Here is an 18,583-nt window from a genome sequence, read left to right as displayed (position 1 = left end):
CCTCGTACGGGGTGGCCGCGTCGGCGGTCGACTGGAACATCAGGATGTTGTCCGGCAGGTCCCGGGTGTGCCCGATGTTCACCGGCGTGCCGGCCAGGGCAGGACAACCGGCAGCTGCTGCTGGTCGCCGCCGCGGCCGGCGCCGCCGGAGCGGCCGGAGCACTCAACCTCAGCGCCGCCGGACGCGTCCTCCGCCGCCGGCGCGCGGGCCGCTGACACCCGGCCCGGGGCACACTTCCCGCACGCCGACACGCGAAGGCCGGCGCCGGTGCGACGAGCACCTGGCGCCGGCCTTCGGGACGTCCGGGGCTAGTACGCGCCGCCGATGGCGTGGATGCCGCCGTCGACATGGACGATCTCGCCCGTGGTGGCGGGGAACCAGTCCGACAGCAGCGCCGCGCAGGCGCGGGCCGTGGGCTCGCTGTCCTTGATGTCCCAGCCGAGCGGGGCCGCCTTCGGCCACATGTCCGTCATGCCCTCGAAGCCGGGGATGCTCTTGGCCGCCATCGTCGCCAGCGGACCCGCCGCGACCAGGTTCACCCGGATGCCCTGCGGGCCCAGGTACTTGGCCAGGTAGCGGGCGCACGACTCCAGGCCGGCCTTCGCCACGCCCATCCAGTCGTACACCGGCCACGCCTTCGTGGCGTCGAAGTCCAGGCCGACGACCGAGCCGCCGTCCTTCATCAGCGGCAGGCACGCCATCGTCAGCGACTTCAGCGAGTACGCCGACGCGTGCACGGCGGTCGCCACGTCCTCCCACGGCGTCTCCAGGAACGCGCCGCCGAGCGCGGTCTGCGGCGCGAACGCGATCGCGTGGACGACGCCGTCGAGGTGGTCGAAGCCCTGCTCGCGCAGGTTCCCGGCCAGGGCGTCCAGCTGCTCGGCGCTCGTCGCGTCCAGCTCGATCACCGGCGGCGGGTTGTCCGGGCCCGTCGGCAGCCGCTTCGCGGTCCGCGCCGTGAGGGTCGGGCGCGGGTAGGCGGTCAGGACGACCTCGGCGCCCTGCTCCTGCGCGACCCGCGCGATGTGGAAGCCGATCGAGGCGTCGGTGAGGACGCCGGTGACCAGGATCCGCTTGCCTTCGAGAATGCCCATGCCGTCAGTGCCCCATTCCCAGTCCGCCGTCGACCGGGATCACGGCCCCGGTGATGTAGGCGGCGTCCTCGCTCGCGACGAACCGCACCGCCTTCGCGATCTCCTCCGGCCGCGCGATCCGCCCGAGCGGGACCGCCGCGGTGATGGCCTTCTGCTGGTCCTCGCTGAGCACCGCCGTCATGTCGGTGTCGACGAACCCGGGCGCCACCACGTTGACCGTGATGTTGCGGGAGCCGAGCTCGCGGGCGAGGGACCGGGCGAACCCGACCATGCCCGCCTTGGACGCCGCGTAGTTCGACTGCCCCGGCGACCCCATCAGCCCCACGACCGACGACACCAGCACGATCCGGCCGGACCGCTTGCGCATCATGCCCTTCACGGCCCGCTTCGCGACCCGGAACGAACCCGTCAGGTTCGTGTCGAGCACGGAGGTGAACGTCTCCTCGCTCATGATGGCCAGCAGCGTGTCCTTCGTGATGCCCGCGTTGGCGACCACCACCTCGACCGGGCCCTGCTCGGCCTCGACCTTGGCGAACGCCGCGTCGACGTCCTCGGCGTCCGTCACGTCGCACCGGACGCCGAACAGCCCCTCGGGGGGCTCCCCCGACCGGTAGGTGACGGCGACCGCGTCGCCCGCCGCGGACAGCTCACGGGCGATGGCGAGGCCGATGCCCCGGTTACCGCCGGTCACGAGGACAGAGCGACTCATCAGGACCCTCTCGTCGACTTGCGTGCTCAGAAGACGTTCGTACTCGGAAGACTGGGCACGACCCTAGCGGCCCCCGCCGCGCCCTGCGGATGTGCCGAACCGACAAGAACCCGCGACCCGCATTTGTTCTCGGCCCCGCGCGGGCGCGGCGGGTAGGTTGCGGAAGGTGCATGACATCGATCCCGCCTTCACGGCGCTGCCGCTCCGCGCGCTGGCCGACGCGGCCCTCACCCGGGCCCGCGAGCTGGGCGCCGAGCACGCCGACTTCCGCCTCGAACGCATCCGCAGCCAGACCCTCCGGCTCCACGACGCCGCCCTGGAGACCGCGCTGGACGCCGACGACGTCGGCCTGTCCGTCCGGGTCGTCAAGGACGGCACCTGGGGCTTCGCCGCCGGCATCGACCTCACCCCCGACGGGGCCGCGCGCGTCGCCGCGCAGGCCGTCGAGGTCGCCGCCGTCGCGAGGCCCGTCAACCGCGAGCCCATCGAACTCGCCCCCGAACCCGTCCACGGCGAGCGGACCTGGGTGTCGTCCTACGAGACCGACCCGTTCGACGTGCCCACCGGCGACAAGGTCGCGCTGCTCGCCGGGTGGAGCCGCCGGCTGCTCGGCGACGACCGCGTCGACCACGTCGACGCCACCCTGCTGCAGGTCAAGGAGAACAAGTTCTTCGCCGACCTCGCCGGGACCGTCACCACCCAGCAGCGCGTCCGCCTCCACCCCGTCGTCAACGCCGTCGGCATCGCCGGCGGGCTGTTCGACACCATGCGGACGGTCGCGCCGCCCGCCGGATACGGGTGGGAATGGCTGACCGGGGACCACTGGGACTGGGACGGCGAACTCGCCCGCATCCCCGAGATGCTCGCCGAGAAGCTCGCCGCGCCGACCGTCGACCCCGGCTCCTACGACGTCGTCGTCGACCCCTCCAACCTGTGGCTGACCATCCACGAGTCGATCGGGCACGCCACCGAACTCGACCGGGCCCTCGGCTACGAGGCCGCCTACGCCGGCACCTCCTTCGCCACCCCCGACAAGCTCGGCGCCCTGCAGTACGGGTCCAAGGTCATGAACATCACCGGGGACCGCACCACCGAACACGGCCTGGCCACCATCGGCTACGACGACGAGGGCGTGCAGACCCAGTCCTTCGACATCGTGACCGGGGGCCTGTTCACCGGATACCAGACCGACCGGCGCATCGCCCGCCTCACCGGCGCCGACCGCTCCAACGGCTGCGCGTTCGCCGACGCCGCGTCCAGCATGCCGATCCAGCGGATGGCGAACGTCTCCCTCAAGCCCGCCGACGGCGGCCCTTCCACCGACGAGCTGATCTCCGGCGTCGACCGCGGCATCTACATCGTCGGCGACAAGAGCTGGTCGATCGACATGCAGCGGTACAACTTCCAGTTCACCGGCCAGCGCTTCTACAAGATCGAGAACGGGCGGCTCGCCGGGCAGCTCCGCGACGTCGCCTACCAGGCCACCACCACCGACTTCTGGAACTCCATGGAAGCCGTCGGCGGCCCCCAGACCTACGTGCTCGGCGGCGCGTTCAACTGCGGCAAGGGCCAGCCCGGGCAGGTCGCGCCCGTCAGCCACGGCTGCCCGTCCGCGCTGTTCCGCGGCGTCAACATCCTCAACACGCTGAAGGAGGCCGGCCAGTGACCACCATGCGGCCGCAGGAGGCCGTCGAACGGGCCCTGTCGCTGTCCCGCGCCGACGACTGCATCGTCATCGCCGACGAGACCAGCACCGCGAACCTGCGGTGGGCGGGCAACACCCTCACCACCAACGGCGTCACCCGCTCCAGCCGGCTCACCGTCATCGCCCTGCGCGAGACCGCCGGCGGCGTCGCCGCCGGCGTCGTGTCCCGGTCCGCCGTCGGCGCCGGCGGCATCGAGGAACTCGTCCGCGCCGCCGAGGCCGACGCCGCCGGCAACGAACCCGCCGAGGACGCCGCGCCCCTCGTCGCCGAAGGCCCCGCCGGGGCGTCCGGCTGGGACGACGACCCCGCCGAGACCGGCATCGGCGTGTTCGAGGGCCTCGCGCCCGCGCTCGGCGAGGCGTTCGCCGCCGCGCAGTCCGCCGACCGCCGCCTCTACGGATTCGCCAACCACGTCCTCACCTCGACGTTCCTCGGCAGCTCCGCCGGGCTGCGGCTCCGCCACGACCAGCCCACCGGGCTCCTGGAACTCAACGCCAAGGGCGCCGGCGGCTCCGCCTGGGCCGGCGTCGGCACCCGCGACTTCACCGGCGTCGACGTCCCCGCCCTCACCGCCGACCTCGCGCGGCGGCTCGACTGGGGCGAACGGCGCGTCGACCTGCCCGCCGGGCGATACGAGACGATCCTGCCGCCGTCCGCCGTCGCCGACCTCATGATCTACCTGTACTGGTCCGCGGGCGCCCAGGACGCCCACGACGGCCGCACCGTGTTCAGCGCCCCCGGCGGCGGCACCCGCGTCGGCGAACGCCTCGCCGGCCTGCCCGTCACCCTGTCCAGCGACCCCGCCGCGCCCGGCATGGAGAGCAGCCCGTTCGTCGTCGCGCACGCCTCCGGCCGCGAATCGTCCGTCTTCGACAACGGGCTCCCGCTCACCGCCACCGACTGGATCCGCGACGGGGAACTCACCTCCCTCACCCAGACCCGGCACTCCGCCGCACGCACCGGGCTCCCCGTCACCCCGGCCATCGACCACCTGGCGCTGGTCGGGCCGGACGGCGGCGCCACCCTCGAGGAGATGGTCGCCCGCACCGAGCGCGGGCTGCTGCTCACCTGCCTGTGGTACATCCGCGAAGTCGACCCGCAGAGCCTCCTGCTCACCGGGCTCACCCGCGACGGCGTCTACCTCGTCGAAGACGGCGAAGTCGTCGGAGCCGTCAACAACTTCCGGTTCAACGAGAGCCCCGTCGACCTGCTGTCCCGGATCGCCGAGATCGGCGAGACCACGGCGACACTGCCGCGGGAATGGTCGGACTACTTCACCCGGGCGGCGATGCCGGCGCTGAGAGTGGGCGACTTCAACATGTCGACCGTCTCTCAGGCGTCTTAGGTGTGGGGGGGCGACCCCCCACGCCCCCCGGTGCGGGGTGGCCGGTGCCTTGCGCTCGCTGGCGCTCGCTCCAGGCTCCGGCCACCCCGGTGGGGGGCCAGCCCCCCACGCCCCCCTGGTGGGGTTCCCCCTACACCCCCATGGGGCTTTGCCCCTTGTGAGTGCGAACTGATCTTGGGCGTGTGGGGGTGTGTCAGGTGTCCTCCAGGCGGAAGCCGACCTTCATCGTCACCTGGAAATGCGCCACCTCGCCGTCCTCGATCTGGCCGCGGACCTCCCGCACCTCGAACCAGTCCAGGTGGCGGAGGGTCTGGGCGGCCCGGCGGACGCCGTTGCGGATGGCGGTCTCCACGGACTCCGGGGAGGTTCCCACGATCTCCGTCACCCGGTACGTGCGATCGGTCATCTCGTTCACTCCCATGTTTTGACCCGTACTGCCGTCGCAGGTCGGACTCCATGGGCTTACCGTGGAAATGTGAAGGTCAATCCCCGCCACCACCGGGAGCCGGCGGTCTACACGGTCACCGACGCTCCCCGCCCCATGTCGGAGGACATCGGCCACCGGCAGCGCCGGTACCTGATCTCCATGGGGGTGCGCACCGTCTGCTTCGTCGGCGCGGTCGTCGCCGCGGTCGCGGGCGCGCCGTGGTGGCTGGCGATGCTCATGGTCGTCGGCGCTCTGCTGCTCCCGTACATCGCGGTCGTCATCGCCAACGGCGGGCGTGAGCCCACGGCGTCGGCGTCCTTCCAGGACGCGACGCGGCCGGAGCTCCGGCAGGGTGGCTCGGAGCGCGGACAGAAGCCGGATTCCGGACAGCGACCGGAAATCGGGTCGTGACATTCTCTTGACTAACCGCGGGGGGTTTCGGTGTACGATTTGTACCGGCGCTCTGGTCCCCCGTCGGAGCGCCCGTGCCGGTGTTCCGGGCCCCCGTCGGAACACCGATGATGCGGCGCCGGGTGGATTGCCCCCGTATCCACCCGGCGCCGCTTTTCAATGTCCGGGGTTTTTCCTGGGAGTTCCCCGGTTCGCGGCAGACGCTGCCATGACTTCGCCTTTGCCCGCTAGGTCGGGGCCACGCACATCCGGGTGAGAACGGCAAGGCCCGCCGCTGGCCTGGTTCGGCCAGCGGCCGAAACCCGGACTCTCCGAACTTTCCGCCCATAGAGGGCGTGTTCGCACCGATCCGTTCCGCGATCGCGTGCGTACTGCTGACCGGGCCCCCTTGACGGATCACGCTGATGAGACGAACATCACAGCTGATCCGAGTGAGACAGATGGGTTATGTGTCTCATCGGCGCGGTGGCCGGGAGACGGAGGTCGGCGATGAGCGGACACGACGACGTGCCCGAGTGGGCGCCCCGGAGTTCGGCGGAGCCGGGGGGCATCCCCTACGTCTTCCTCGGCGTCTCGGAGCCCAGCGGGCCTCCCGTCGTGCGCGCCGAGCGGCCACGGCCCGCCGGGCCTGCGCACGCGGCCGCCAGGACGGGCCGGCGGCGGCAGGCCGGGCCGCGGCGGGTCGGTGGTGTGCTGCTCGGGCCGCTGGCGGGGGCCGTCGGGCTCGTGCTGCTCACCGGGGCGGCCGCGTATGCGTTCGGTGTGGGCGGCGGCGGGTGCTCCGAAGGGGTCACGGTGAGTGTGGCGGCCGCGCCGGACGTCGCGCCCGCGGTCGTCCGGGCCGCGAGGCGGTTCAACGACGCCCGGCACAAGCTGGACGGGCGCTGCGTCAGCGCGCGGGTGCGCGCCACCGACCCGGCCGCCGTCGCGACGCTGCTGTCCGGCAAGGGCGTGGCCGGGGTCACCGAGCGGCCCGATGTCTGGATTCCCGACTCGTCGTTGTGGATCGGGCTCGCCGGTGGCGGGCCCGACGTGCTCGGGAGCATCGCCACCACGCCGATCGTGGTGGCGATGCCGCGCGGGCTCGCCACGCAGTTGCGGAATCTGGGGGCGCCGGCGCGGCCCTCGTGGGCCGAACTGCTCGCCTCGGCCGGGACCGCTGAGGGCGCCCCCGGCGACTCGGTGATCCCGCCGCGACTGCTGCGGCTGCAGGTACCCGACCCCGACCGCACTGCCACGGGGATGGGCACGCTCGTGCTGGCGAACGCTCTGCTGGATCGCTCCGCCGGATTCACCGGTGTGGTGCGGACGATCCGGGAGGGGGTCGCGGTCTCGGTCAAGGCCGAGTTCGACGCGTTCGGCAGCGGCGCGACGGACCGGTACCCGGTCGCGCTCGCACCGGAGCAGGCGGTGCGCGCCTACAACTCCCGGCGTCCCGCCGCGCCGGTGGTCGCGGTGCATCCGGCGGAGGGGACCGTCTACCTCGACCATCCCGTCGCCGTACTGGCTCCGAGCAAGGCCCGTGCAGCGCGGCTCTTGTGGCGGGAGCTGTCGGGCGCGGACGTTCGCGATGACGTCCAGCGGCTCGGGTTCCGGGCGCCGGGTGGTGCGGCGTCGCCGCAGGCGCTTCCGGCGGTGCCGGCCGCCGAGGTGCGGCGGATCATGCAGTCGTGGGCGCAGCTGTCGCTCAGCATCCGGATGCTCAGCATCATCGACGTGTCCGGGTCGATGGACGAGCCGGTCGCGCCGGGCGTGACGCGGCTGCAGTCCACCGTGCGGACCGCGCAGGGCGGGCTGTCGCTGCTGCCGGAGGACAGCGAGCTCGGCCAGTGGATCTTCTCCACCGGGCTGGAGGACGGGCGGGACTGGCGGGAGCTGGTGAGCGTGGGGCCGCTGGACGAGCGGCTCGGCTCGGCGACCCGCCGCCAGCTCGTGCTGAGCGCGTTCGCGCGGATCCGGGTGAAGCCGCACGGCGACACCGGCCTGTACGAGACGGTCATGGCCGCCTTCGACTACATGAAGCGCACCTACAAGCCCGAGTACGTGAACTCGGTGCTGCTGTGGACCGACGGCCGGAACGAGGACCCGGGCGGCCCGTCCCTGGCGGAGACCCTCGACCACATGCGCCGCGAGTACGACCCGGAGCGCCCCGTCCAGGTCAACATGCTCGGCTACGGGCGCGGCGTCGACGTCAACGAGCTGCGGCAGATCGCGCAGGTCACGCACGGCGACGCCTACGTGGCGGAGACGCCCGGGCAGATCCAGGGCATCTTCCTCAAGGCCGTCTCGCGGCGCGTCTGCGAACCGGACTGCTGACCTCGTCTGTGTTTGATTCTAGAACTACATTCGAGTTAAGTTAGCGTTCCGTTAGTTGCACCCCGGCACAGGAGAGGGGCCACGGCGTGCGCCGCACCGTATTCAACGAGGACCACGAGGCGTTCCGGGACACGATCCGGGCCTTCATCGAGGCGGAGGTCGTCCCCGTCTACGAGGACTGGGAGAACGCCGGCCACCCGCCGCGCGAGTTCTACACCAAGCTCGGCGAGCTCGGCGTCTTCGGGATCCAGGTGCCCGAGGAGTACGGCGGCGCGGGCGAGACCAGCTTCAAGTACCAGGCCGTGGTCTCCGAGGAGTGCGCCCGGGCCGGGGTGAGCTTCGGCGGCTACGGGGTGCACGTCAACCTCGTCCTGCCCTACCTGCTGAAGTACGGCAGCGAGGAGCAGAAGAAGCGCTGGCTGCCGCCGTTCGTGTCCGGCGAGATGATGACGGCCATCGCGATGACCGAGCCCGGCACCGGGTCCGACCTCGCCGGCATGCAGACCACCGCCAGGCTCGACGGCGACCACTACGTGCTGAACGGCGCCAAGACGTTCATCACCGGCGGCGTCCTCGCCGACCGGGTGCTCGTGGTCGCGCGGACGTCCCCCGCCACGCCGGAGAACCGGCGCGCGGGCCTGTCGATCCTCGCCGTCGACACCAAGAGCGAGGGCTACGCGGTCGGCCGCAAGCTGGAGAAGATCGGGCTGCGCAGCTCCGACACCGCCGAGCTGTCGTTCACCGACGTCCGGGTGCCCGTCGAGGACCTCCTCGGCGAGGAGGGCCGCGGCTTCGAGTACCTCACCCACAACCTCGCCGAGGAGCGGCTCGGCATCGCGACCAGCTCCTACGCCTCGGCCGCCGCCGCGGTCGAGTTCGCCCGCAAGTACGTGCAGGAGCGCACGGTCTTCGGCAAGACGGTGTCGTCGTTCCAGAACACCAAGTTCGTCCTCGCCGAATGCGCCACCGAGGTCGAGGCGGCCCGCTCCCTGGTCGACCGGTGCATCGAGGCGCTGGACGCCGGCGAGCTCACCCCCGCCGACGCCGCCGTCTGCAAGCTGTTCTGCACCGAGGTGCAGGGCCGCGTCGTCGACAAGTGCCTGCAGCTGCACGGCGGCTACGGCTACATCCTGGAGTACCCGATCGCGCGCCTGTACGCCGACGCCCGCGTCACCCGCATCTACGGCGGCACCAGCGAGGTGCTGAAGACCATCATCGCCAAGGACATCCAGGTCTGACGGAGGCAGTGAAGATGACAGGCACCAGGGTCGCCATCGTCACCGGCGCGGCGCGCGGCATCGGCGCCGCCACCGCCGCGCGGCTCGCGCGGGAGGGCTTCGCCGTCGCGGTCTGCGACCTCGACGAGGCCGCGTGCGCCGGGACCGTCGAGGCGATCGCGAAGGAGGGCGGGACGGCCCTCGCCGTCGGCGTGGACGTCGCCGACTCCGCGGCGGTGTCCGCCGCCGTGGCGCGCGTCGCCGCCGAGCTGGGCCCGCCCGTCGTGCTGGTGAACAACGCCGGCATCACCCGCGACAACCTGCTGTTCAAGATGTCCGACGACGACTGGGACTCGGTCATGTCGGTGCACCTGCGCGGCTCGTTCCTGATGAGCCGCGCCGCACAGGAGCACATGACCAAGGCCGGCTGGGGCCGGATCGTGAACCTGTCGTCGGTGTCGGCGCTCGGCAACCGCGGCCAGGCCAACTACTCGGCCGCCAAGGCGGGCCTGCAGGGGTTCACCAAGACCCTGGCGATCGAGCTGGGCAAGTTCGGCGTCACCGCCAACGCGATCGCGCCCGGGTTCATCGCCACGGAGATGACCGCGGCGACCGCCGCCCGCGTCGGCGTCGACTTCGAGGACTTCAAGGCCGCCGCCGCCAAGGAGATCCCGGTGCGCCGCGTCGGCGTCCCCGAGGACATCGCCGGGACGGTCGCGTTCCTGGTGAGCGACGACGCCTCGTTCGTGTCCGGCCAGGTGATCTACGTGGCGGGTGGTCCCCGCGCGTGAGGCGGCGGCCCGCGGCCGGGACCGGGAGGCCACGGAGGAGTCGCTGCGGGCGGCGGCGGTCGCGCTGCTGCGCCGCGGCGGCGTCCTCGCCGGGCTGAACCTGCGGCAGGTCGCCGACGAGGCGCGGGTCAACCGCGGGCTGGTCTACCAGTACTTCGGGTCGCGGCGGTCGCTGCTGCGCTCCGCGCTGTTCCACCGGTCGCGGCCGAACGCCGAGGACGCGGTGGACGCGGCCGGGCTGCCGCTGCGCGAGCGCCTCGCCCGGCTGTTCTGGACGAGCCTGCGCAACCCCGAGCCGGTGCGGCTGGCGACGCTGCTGGTGCTGGACGGCGACGACCGGCCCCGCGTCCTGCTGAACCGGGGCGCGGGCCGCGCCGACCTCGCCGCCGAGGCCGGGCGGGGCGAGCTGCCCGTCGCGGACGTGGAGGCCGTGCAGGCGGCGATCGCGTCCACGATCTACGGGTACACGCTGCTGCGCGAGCACCTCGCCCGCGAGATCGGCCTGCCGGCCGAGGAGCTGGACGAGCGCATGGCCGGCTGCGTGGAGGCCATGTTCGCGCGGCGGGACGGCTAGTACGCCCGGGCCGCGGCGAGCTGCCGGGCGAGGGCCGCCGGGGCGTCCACGAGCGACGGGCCGTACCAGGTGAGGTGCCGCCCGTCGACGAGCGCGACGTCCAGGCCGGGGAACGCCTCGGGTCCGTCGCCGGCGGTGAACCGGTACGGCTCGTCGGGCAGCACGACGAGGTCGGCGCCGGCGGCGTTCAGCTCGTCCAGGGGGATCTTCGGGTAGCGGTCGGGGTGGCCGGCGTAGACGTTGGACACCCCGAGCCGGGACAGGACGTCGCCGGTGAAGGTGTCGCGGCCGACGACCATCCACGGCCGCCGCCAGATCGGCACGACGGCCGCGCGCCGCCGCCGCGGGACCACCGCCGACCAGACCCGGGACGCCTCGTCCAGCCAGCCCGGCACCGGGACCCGGCACGCCTCCGCGAGCATGCGGCGCAGCGAAGCCAGCGCCTCGTCCACGGTGCGGATCTCCGTCATCCAGACCGGGACGCCGGCGGCCCGCAGCGCCGCGACGTCGGCGGGCCGGTTCTCCTCGGTGTTGCCGAGCACGACGTCGGGCCGCAGCCCGGCGATCCGGTCCAGGTCGGGGTTCTTCGTGCCGCGCACGCGCGGCACGTCCAGGCCCTCGGGGCGGGTGCACCAGTCGGTGGCGCCGGCGAGCAGGCCGGGAGCGCTCACCGCGACCGTCTCCGTCAGGGACGGGACGATCGACACGACGCGGCGCACCCGGTCCGGGACCGGGACCGGGTGGCCGGTGTCGTCGCGCGGCGTCATATGTTGCGGCGGTACTGCCCGCCGACCTCGAAGAACGCGTCGGTGATCTGCTGGAGGCTGCACACGCGCGCCGCGTCCATCAGCACGGCGAAGACGTTCTCGCCCGCGCGCGCCGCGTCCTTCAGCGCGGCGAGGGCGGTCTCGGCCTCGTCGCGGTGCGCGCCCTGGAAGGCGTGGACGCGCTCCAGCTGGGAGCGCTTCTCGTCCTCGGTGGCGCGGGCCAGCTCGATCTTCTGCGGGGTGCCGTCGCCGCCCTCGGCCGGGCGGAACGTGTTCACCCCGATGATCGGCAGGGAGCCGTCGTGCTTGCGCTGCTCGTAGAGCATCGACTCGTCCTGGATGCGGCCGCGCTGGTAGCCGGTCTCCATCGCGCCGAGGACGCCGCCGCGCTCGCTGATCCGGTCGAACTCGGCGAGCACCGCCTCCTCGACCAGGTCGGTCAGCTCGTCGATGATGAACGAGCCCTGCAGCGGGTTCTCGTTCATCGCCAGGCCCCACTCCCGGTTGATGATCATCTGGATGGCCAGCGCCCGCCGGACCGACTCGGCCGTCGGCGTGGTCACGGCCTCGTCGTAGGCGTTGGTGTGGAGGCTGTTGCAGTTGTCGTAGACGGCGATGAGGGCCTGCAGGGTCGTGCGGATGTCGTTGAAGTGCATCTCCTGCGCGTGCAGGGAGCGCCCCGACGTCTGCACGTGGTACTTCAGCTTCTGGCTGCGCTCGTTGGCGCCGTACCGGTCGCGCATGGCGACGGCCCAGATGCGGCGGGCCACGCGCCCGAGGACGTTGTACTCGGGGTCCATGCCGTTGGAGAAGAAGAACGACAGGTTGGGCGCGAAGTCGTCGATGTCCATGCCGCGCGCCAGGTAGGACTCGACGTAGGTGAACCCGTTGGCGAGCGTGAACGCCAGCTGGCTGATCGGGTTCGCCCCGGCCTCGGCGATGTGGTAGCCGGAGATCGACACCGAGTAGAAGTTGCGGACGCCGTTGGCGATGAACCACTCCTGGATGTCGCCCATCATCCGCAGCGAGAACTCGGTGGAGAAGATGCAGGTGTTCTGCCCCTGGTCCTCCTTGAGGATGTCGGCCTGCACGGTGCCGCGCACGGTCGACAGCACGCGCGCGCGGATCCGCGCGGCCTCCTCCGCGGACGGCTCGCGCCCGTGCTCCTCATAGAAGGCGTCCAGGCCCTGGTCGATGGCGGTGTTGAGGAAGAACGCCAGGATCGTCGGCGCGGGGCCGTTGATCGTCATCGACACCGACGTGGTCGGCGAGGACAGGTCGAACCCGTCGTAGAGGGCCTTCATGTCGTCCAGCGTCGCGATCGACACCCCGGACGTGCCGACCTTGCCGTACACGTCGGGGCGCTCGTCGGGGTCGCGCCCGTACAGGGTGACCGAGTCGAACGCGGTGGACAGCCGGGTCGCGGGCTGGTCCTCTGACAGGAGCTTGAAGCGGCGGTTGGTGCGGAACGGGTCGCCCTCGCCCGCGAACATGCGGGCCGGGTCCTCGTTGTCGCGCTTGAACGGGAACACCCCGGCGGTGAACGGGAACCTGCCGGGCAGGTTCTCGTTGCGCAGGAACCGCAGCAGCTCGCCGTGGTCGGTGTAGCGGGGCAGCGCGACGCGCGGGATGCGGCTGCCCGACAGCGACTCGCGGGTCAGCGCCGTGCGCAGTTCCTTGTCGCGGATCTTCACGACCTGCTCGTCGCCGGAGTAGGACTCCACGACGGCCGGCCAGCCCTCGATCAGCTCGGCGCTTGCCGGCTCGACGTCCCGGCGGGCCTTCTCCAGCAGCGCCTCGACCTCGCCCGCGTCGGTCAGCTCGGCGCGCACCTCGTCCAGCCGCTGGACGCGCCGCACCGCCGCCACCTGCCGCTCCGTGGCGGCGTGGTAGTCGCGGACGGTCTCGGCGATGTCGGACAGGTACCGCACCCGGCCGGGCGGGATCACGGTCGCGGCGCCGGTGGACACCTTCGTCGCGACGTCCGGCAGGACGCCGTCCGCCAGCTCCAGCCCGTGCTCGCCGAGGAGCCCGCCGAGGTGCCGGTACAGCGCGGTGACGCCGTCGTCGTTGAAGGTGGCGGCGCTGGTGCCGAAGACGGGCATGTCCTCGGGCTTCTGCCCGAACGCCTCCCGGTTGCGGACGAGCTGCCGCGACACGTCCCGCAGCGCGTCGGCCGCGCCGCGCCGCTCGAACTTGTTGATCGCCACCACGTCGGCGAAGTCGAGCATGTCGATCTTCTCCAGCTGGGACGCGGCGCCGAACTCCGGCGTCATCACGTACAGCGAGACGTCCACCAGCGGGACGATCGCGGCGTCGCCCTGCCCGATGCCGGGCGTCTCCAGGATCACCAGGTCGTACCCGGCGGCCTTGCAGGCGGCGACGATGTCCTCGATGTTGTCGGGCAGTTCCCGCGCGCCGCGCGTGGCGAGCGAGCGGAAGTACACGCGGTCGCCGTCCAGGGAGTTCATCCTGATCCGGTCGCCGAGCAGGGCGCCGCCGCCGCGCCGCCGGGTCGGGTCGACGGCCAGCACCGCGACGCGCAGCCGGTCGCCCTGGTCGACGCGGAACCGGCGCACCAGCTCGTCGGTGAGGGACGACTTGCCCGAGCCGCCGGTGCCGGTGATGCCGAGCACCGGCACCCGCCGCGCGGCCGCCGCCTCGGCGAGCCGCGCGCGGTCGTCGTCGGGGAGCTTACCGGCCTGCAGGCAGGTGATGGCGCGCGCCAGGGCGCGCCGCTCCCCCGCGAGCACGTCCGCCGCCGGGACCGGCTCGGCCGCGAGGTCGGTGTCGCAGTCGCGCACCAGCTCGTTGATCATGCCGGGCAGGCCGAGCCGCTGCCCGTCCTCCGGCGAGAAGATCCGCACGCCCGCCCCGGACAGCCGCGCGATCTCGTCGTGGACGATCACGCCGCCGCCCCCGCCGAACACCTTCACGTGCTCGGCGCCGGCCTCCTTCAGGCTCCGCGACAGGTACTCGAAGTACTCGACGTGGCCGCCCTGGTAGGAGCTGACCGCCACGCCCTGCGCGTCCTCCTCCAGCACGGCGTCGACGACCTCGCGGACCGAGCGGTCGTGGCCCAGGTGCACCACCTCGGCGCCCTGCGACTGCAGGATGCGCCGCATGATGTTGATGGCCGCGTCATGGCCGTCGAACAGCGCCGCCGCGGTCACGAACCGCACCGGGTGCACCGGCGCGTGCAGCTCCCCCGTCACCGACCCCACCACCAAACTTTGGACATCCAATATTTGGAAGTTAAAATAGTTTCCGTGCGCGAACACGTCAAGACGGCATACGGTGTTGCGGTGCCCGACACCCCCGACCCCATCGCCGAGGCCCACCGCCAGTGGAGCGCCCGCTGGCCCGAGCACGCCGACCACATGGCGGCCGTGACCTCCGTGATGCGCGCCCAGCAGCTGCTGCTGAGCCGCATCGAGGCCGTCCTCAAGCCCTACGGGCTGACGTTCGCCGCCTACGAGGCCCTGCGCCTCCTCGCCTTCGCCCGCACCGGGACCCTTCCCATGGGGAAGATGGGCACACGCCTCATGGTGCACCCCGCCTCGGTCACCAACGTGATCGGGCGCCTGGAGCGGCGCGGCCTCGTCGGCCGCGGCCCCTCCCCCGGCGACCGCCGCGTCGTCCTCGCCACCATCACCCCCGCCGGCCGCGACCTCGCCGAGGAGGCCACCGCCGCCCTCAACGAGTCCGGCTTCGGCATCGCCGACCTGCCCGCCGGGCAGGCCACCGAGATCACCGCGGCGCTGCGGCCCGTCCGCGTCTGCGCCGGCGACCTCCCCTCGGGCGACCTCCCCTCGCGCGATCCCGGCGACGGCGCGCCGGAGTGACGTCCCGCGGGGTCAGTGGTCGCGGACCCAGGCGTCGATGAGGTAGGCCGCGCGGGGGCGCGCGTCCGGCAGGTAGTGGGTGTCCTTGATGTGGTCCAGGGTCTTGTCGGGCGCCGCGAGGGCGTCGAAGATCGCGCGGGCGTCGCTGTCGTAGACGCACTCGTCGGCGGTGGCGTGGATCACCAGCGACGGGACGCTCACGCGCGCGAGGTGCGGCGCGGCGGTGCACTGCGAGGTGCGCAGGCTCCACATCGACAGCCAGGTGCGCAGCGTGCACGTGGAGCCGATGCCGAACACCCCGTAGTTGGCCCTGGCCGGCTCGCCCAGGTAGCAGCGGTTGGGCTCACGGTCGGACGGCTCGATGGCCGGGTCGATCATCCGCAGGTCCGCCCAGGTGCGGTGCACGTTGAACAGGGCGTCGCGGGCGCGGGTGCCCTTCAGGGCGTCCAGCCGGGCGAGGACCCAGTCGGTGATGCGCTCGTTGCGGGCGCGCTGGGCGGTGCGGTAACGGGCCTGGAACTCGGCGCTGTAGGGCGGCCCGTTCTCGGGGTTGAACGGGTCGAGGGACGGGTCGGCGGACAGGGCGTCGGTCTCGTCGGTGACCGACGGGTCCATCCAGGCGGTGAGGACCTCGGGGCGGCCGGAGTGCGCGGCCAGGGCGATGAACAGGTCCCCGGCGGGCAGGTCCTCGATGGCGGCGACCGGGCGCATCCCGGCGACCGGCGCGACGTTCGGCTCGACGGCTTGCGACTGGTAGGCGGCCATCAGGGAGCCGCCGCCGGAGTTGCCGAGCAGCACGACCCGCTCGGCGCCGGCCCGCTCGCGCAGCCACCGCACGCCCTCGCCGATCTCGGCCAGCGCGTGGTCGAGCAGGAAGAACGCCTCGTTGCCGCGGAAGCGGGTGTTCCAGCCGAGGAAGCCGTAGCCGCGCGCGGCGAGGTGCTCGGCCAGGTAGTGCTCGGAGAAGTCGACGTTGTAGTGCGCCGCGATGAACGCCGTCCTCGGCGGGGCCCCGGCGGGCCGGTGGTACACGCCCTGGCACGGGTGGCCGCCCGCGCCCGCCCGGCCGGCCAGGGGCGACGGCAGCCCCACGAACTCCCTGACGATCTCGCCCATCCGGGGACCCCTCCGCGCTACCGAACCGGGTTCTGATCGTAGGGGGCGGGATCCGGCGGCGGCACCCGTTTCCGGGTGCGGGGAGAACGATCCCTTATGCTGCGGCTCACATCCGTTGTGTCGCGAGGAGGCATGATGGCGGATTCGCCGACAATGACGTACGGCGGTTACCTGCGGCTCGACGATCTTCTCTCCTGCCAGGAGCCGAAGACCCGGGCGCACGACGAGCTGCTGTTCGTGATCATCCACCAGGTCTACGAACTGTGGTTCAAGCAGATCCTGCACGAGGCCGCGCTGCTGCAGCGCCGGCTGGAGGAGGGCAACAGCGCCGGGTCGCTGCACACCGCGCGGCGCATCGCCAAGATCCTCAAGACGGTGGTCGGGCAGCTGGACGTCCTGGAGACGATGACCCCGCGCCAGTTCGCCGCGTTCCGCGACGTGCTCGGCAGCTCCAGCGGGTTCCAGAGCGAGCAGTTCCGCGAGATCGAGGCCGTCCTCGGGCGGCGCGCGTTCCCCGCGTCGGTGCTGCGCGAGGACGAGCGGCTGCGCGCCGCGGTGACCCGCCCGTCGCTGTTCGACTCGCTGCTGCGCTACCTGGACGGCCACGGCTTCCCCGTCCCGCGCGCGGCCCTCGACCGGGACACCTCCGCCACCTGGGAGCCGGACCCCGGCGTCCAGAAGGCCCTCCTCGCCGCCTACGCCGACGAGTCCGGCGCCGCCGCCGAGGTCTGCGAGGCGCTCGTCGACGTCGACGAGGGCGTCCAGGAGTGGCGGTACCGGCACCTGAAGATGGTCGAGCGGACGATCGGCGCCAAGCTCGGCACCGGCGGGTCGGCGGGCGCCGACTACCTGCGCCGCACGCTGTTCGCGCCCGCCTTCCCCGACCTGTGGGAGGTCCGCTCGCAGACCGAGGAGGCGCCCGTCCATGGCGGGTGAGGCGGAGCGGGTCGCGATCGTCGGGGCGGGCCTCGCGGGGTCGCTGCTCGCGGTGCTGCTGGGCCGCCGCGGCATCCCCGTCACGGTGTACGAGCGGCGCCCCGACCCGCGCGTCGCGGGCGCCGAGCGGGGCCGCTCGATCAACCTGGCGGTCTCCGCCCGCGGCCTCGCCGCGCTGGAGCAGGTCGGGCTGCGCGACCAGTCCCTCAAGCAGGCGCTGCCCATGCACGGGCGGATGGTGCACCCGCTGCCGGGCGCGCAGAACTTCCAGCCCTACAGCGCCGACGGCGAGCGCGCCATCAACTCCATCAGCCGCGCCGAGCTGAACCGGTCGCTGCTGGAGGCCGCCGAGGCCACTCCCGGGGTCTCGCTCCGGTTCTCCCAGCGCGTCACCGGCGTGGACGTCGACGCCGGGGCGCTGCTGTTCGAGGACGCCGACCCCGAGCCCGCCAGTGTCGTGCTGGCCGGGGACGGGGCCTACAGCGCCGTCCGCCGGTCGCTGGGGTTCGACCACGAGGCCGACTTCCTGGAGCACGGGTACAAGGAGCTGACCGTCCCGCCGCGCGACGGCGAGTTCGCGCTCGACCCGGACGCGCTGCACATCTGGCCGCGCGGCACCTCGATGATGATCGCGCTGCCGAACCTGGACCGGTCGTTCACCTGCACGCTGTTCTGGCCGAAGGGCGACTTCGAGGCGCTGGCCGCCCCGGCGGACGTCACCGCCTACTTCGCGGAGCACTATCCGGACGTCGCCGGGCTGATGCCCGACCTGACCGACGACTACGCGCACAACCCGGTCGGGTCGCTGGTGACCGTCCGGTGCTGGCCGTGGACCCGGTACGGCGACGGCGCCGTCGTCGGGCTGCTCGGCGACGCCGCCCACGCGATCGTCCCGTTCTTCGGGCAGGGCGCCAACTGCGCGTTCGAGGACTGCATCGAGATCGACCGGTGCCTCACCGAGGCCGGCGGCGACTGGCGGCGCGCGCTGTCGCTCTACCAGGAGCGGCGCAAGGCCAACACCGACGCGATCGCCGAGATGGCCCTGGACAACTTCATCGAGATGCGCGACCGGGTGTCGTCCCCGGTGTACCGGGCGAAGCAGGCCGCGACGCACGCGCTGGAGCGGCGCCTGGCGGGCCGCTACGTCTCCCGCTACGAGCTGGTGTCGTTCTCGACGATGCCGTACGCCGACATCCCGGCCCGCATCAGGCGCCAGAACCTGGCGCTGGGCGCCGCCGTCGCGGGCGGCGCCGCGGGGCTCGGGCTGGCGCTGCGCGCGGCCCGGCGCGCCCGGCGGCGACCGGCCGGCTAGCGGGCGAGGCGGCGCC

General features: G+C 72.7%; 16 protein-coding genes. 10 read left to right on the top strand and 6 right to left on the bottom strand.

The window, feature by feature from the left end:
- Positions 1–309: 309 nt before the first annotated feature.
- Both fabI and AB0K34_RS41575 read right to left on the bottom strand, forming a co-directional pair.
- Entirely contained in the window at positions 310–1,095 is a 786-nt protein-coding gene (gene fabI / locus AB0K34_RS41580) for an enoyl-ACP reductase FabI (RefSeq protein ID WP_089325951.1), read from the bottom strand.
- 4 nt (positions 1,096–1,099) lie between these two features.
- Positions 1,100–1,804, bottom strand: coding sequence for a beta-ketoacyl-ACP reductase (locus AB0K34_RS41575; RefSeq protein WP_138639995.1), 705 nt, complete (start codon positions 1,802–1,804; stop codon positions 1,100–1,102).
- A gap of 166 nt (positions 1,805–1,970) precedes the next feature.
- On the opposite strand from AB0K34_RS41575, the gene AB0K34_RS41570 reads away from it, so the two are divergent.
- Positions 1,971–3,470 carry a TldD/PmbA family protein gene (locus AB0K34_RS41570; protein ID WP_301178235.1) on the top strand — a complete coding sequence of 500 codons (1,500 nt, stop codon included), beginning with the start codon at positions 1,971–1,973 and terminating at the stop codon, positions 3,468–3,470.
- Positions 3,471–3,475: 5 nt separating this feature from the next.
- The gene (locus tag AB0K34_RS41565; protein ID WP_364554197.1) at positions 3,476–4,855 is read left to right on the top strand and encodes a metallopeptidase TldD-related protein; all 1,380 of its coding nucleotides are present in this window, start codon (positions 3,476–3,478) and stop codon (positions 4,853–4,855) included.
- Between the two features lie 193 nt (positions 4,856–5,048).
- On the opposite strand, the gene AB0K34_RS41560 is transcribed toward AB0K34_RS41565, so the two are convergent.
- Positions 5,049–5,261 carry a dodecin gene (locus tag AB0K34_RS41560; RefSeq protein WP_138637761.1) on the bottom strand — a complete coding sequence of 71 codons (213 nt, stop codon included), beginning with the start codon at positions 5,259–5,261 and terminating at the stop codon, positions 5,049–5,051.
- A gap of 69 nt (positions 5,262–5,330) precedes the next feature.
- On the opposite strand from AB0K34_RS41560, the gene AB0K34_RS41555 reads away from it, so the two are divergent.
- From AB0K34_RS41555 to AB0K34_RS41535, 5 genes are all read left to right on the top strand, one after another.
- A complete protein-coding gene (locus AB0K34_RS41555; protein ID WP_138637762.1) occupies positions 5,331–5,693 on the top strand; it encodes a DUF3099 domain-containing protein in 363 nt (120 codons plus the stop codon).
- A 489-nt stretch (positions 5,694–6,182) separates the two neighbouring features.
- Entirely contained in the window at positions 6,183–8,009 is a 1,827-nt protein-coding gene (locus tag AB0K34_RS41550; RefSeq protein ID WP_301177859.1) for a substrate-binding domain-containing protein, read from the top strand.
- 86 nt (positions 8,010–8,095) lie between these two features.
- Positions 8,096–9,247 carry an acyl-CoA dehydrogenase family protein gene (locus AB0K34_RS41545; RefSeq protein ID WP_138637764.1) on the top strand — a complete coding sequence of 384 codons (1,152 nt, stop codon included), beginning with the start codon at positions 8,096–8,098 and terminating at the stop codon, positions 9,245–9,247.
- 14 nt (positions 9,248–9,261) lie between these two features.
- Positions 9,262–10,017 carry a 3-oxoacyl-ACP reductase FabG gene (gene fabG, locus AB0K34_RS41540; protein ID WP_301177860.1) on the top strand — a complete coding sequence of 252 codons (756 nt, stop codon included), beginning with the start codon at positions 9,262–9,264 and terminating at the stop codon, positions 10,015–10,017.
- A complete protein-coding gene (locus AB0K34_RS41535) occupies positions 10,001–10,591 on the top strand; it encodes a TetR/AcrR family transcriptional regulator (protein WP_138637766.1) in 591 nt (196 codons plus the stop codon). The genes fabG and AB0K34_RS41535 overlap by 17 nt, the downstream gene beginning before the upstream one ends.
- On the opposite strand, the gene AB0K34_RS41530 is transcribed toward AB0K34_RS41535, so the two are convergent.
- Positions 10,588–11,358 (bottom strand): helical backbone metal receptor, encoded by a 771-nt coding sequence (locus AB0K34_RS41530; RefSeq protein WP_301177861.1) that lies wholly within the window; start codon positions 11,356–11,358, stop codon positions 10,588–10,590. The genes AB0K34_RS41535 and AB0K34_RS41530 overlap by 4 nt on opposite strands.
- Entirely contained in the window at positions 11,355–14,573 is a 3,219-nt protein-coding gene (icmF, locus tag AB0K34_RS41525) for a fused isobutyryl-CoA mutase/GTPase IcmF (RefSeq protein ID WP_301177865.1), read from the bottom strand. Before icmF ends, AB0K34_RS41530 begins: the two co-directional genes overlap by 4 nt.
- A gap of 54 nt (positions 14,574–14,627) precedes the next feature.
- On the opposite strand from icmF, the gene AB0K34_RS41520 reads away from it, so the two are divergent.
- Complete coding sequence (locus tag AB0K34_RS41520; RefSeq protein ID WP_301177862.1) at positions 14,628–15,203, top strand: MarR family transcriptional regulator; 576 nt, start codon at positions 14,628–14,630, stop codon at positions 15,201–15,203.
- A 12-nt stretch (positions 15,204–15,215) separates the two neighbouring features.
- Here the strand turns inward: AB0K34_RS41520 and AB0K34_RS41515 are convergent, their stop codons facing one another.
- Entirely contained in the window at positions 15,216–16,319 is a 1,104-nt protein-coding gene (locus tag AB0K34_RS41515) for an alpha/beta hydrolase (RefSeq protein ID WP_301177863.1), read from the bottom strand.
- A gap of 153 nt (positions 16,320–16,472) precedes the next feature.
- On the opposite strand from AB0K34_RS41515, the gene AB0K34_RS41510 reads away from it, so the two are divergent.
- Positions 16,473–17,255, top strand: coding sequence for a tryptophan 2,3-dioxygenase family protein (locus tag AB0K34_RS41510; protein ID WP_364554191.1), 783 nt, complete (start codon positions 16,473–16,475; stop codon positions 17,253–17,255).
- Complete coding sequence (locus AB0K34_RS41505; RefSeq protein ID WP_364554189.1) at positions 17,245–18,567, top strand: NAD(P)/FAD-dependent oxidoreductase; 1,323 nt, start codon at positions 17,245–17,247, stop codon at positions 18,565–18,567. The genes AB0K34_RS41510 and AB0K34_RS41505 overlap by 11 nt, the downstream gene beginning before the upstream one ends.
- The last annotated feature ends 16 nt before the right edge of the window (positions 18,568–18,583 follow it).

The organism is Actinomadura sp. NPDC049382 (genome assembly GCF_040677125.1).
In the GTDB taxonomy this organism is placed as follows: Bacteria; Actinomycetota; Actinomycetes; order Streptosporangiales; family Streptosporangiaceae; genus Spirillospora; species Spirillospora geliboluensis.
The sequence above is the reverse complement of the archived record's forward strand: the minus strand, read 5'-3'. Positions and strand labels throughout refer to the sequence as shown.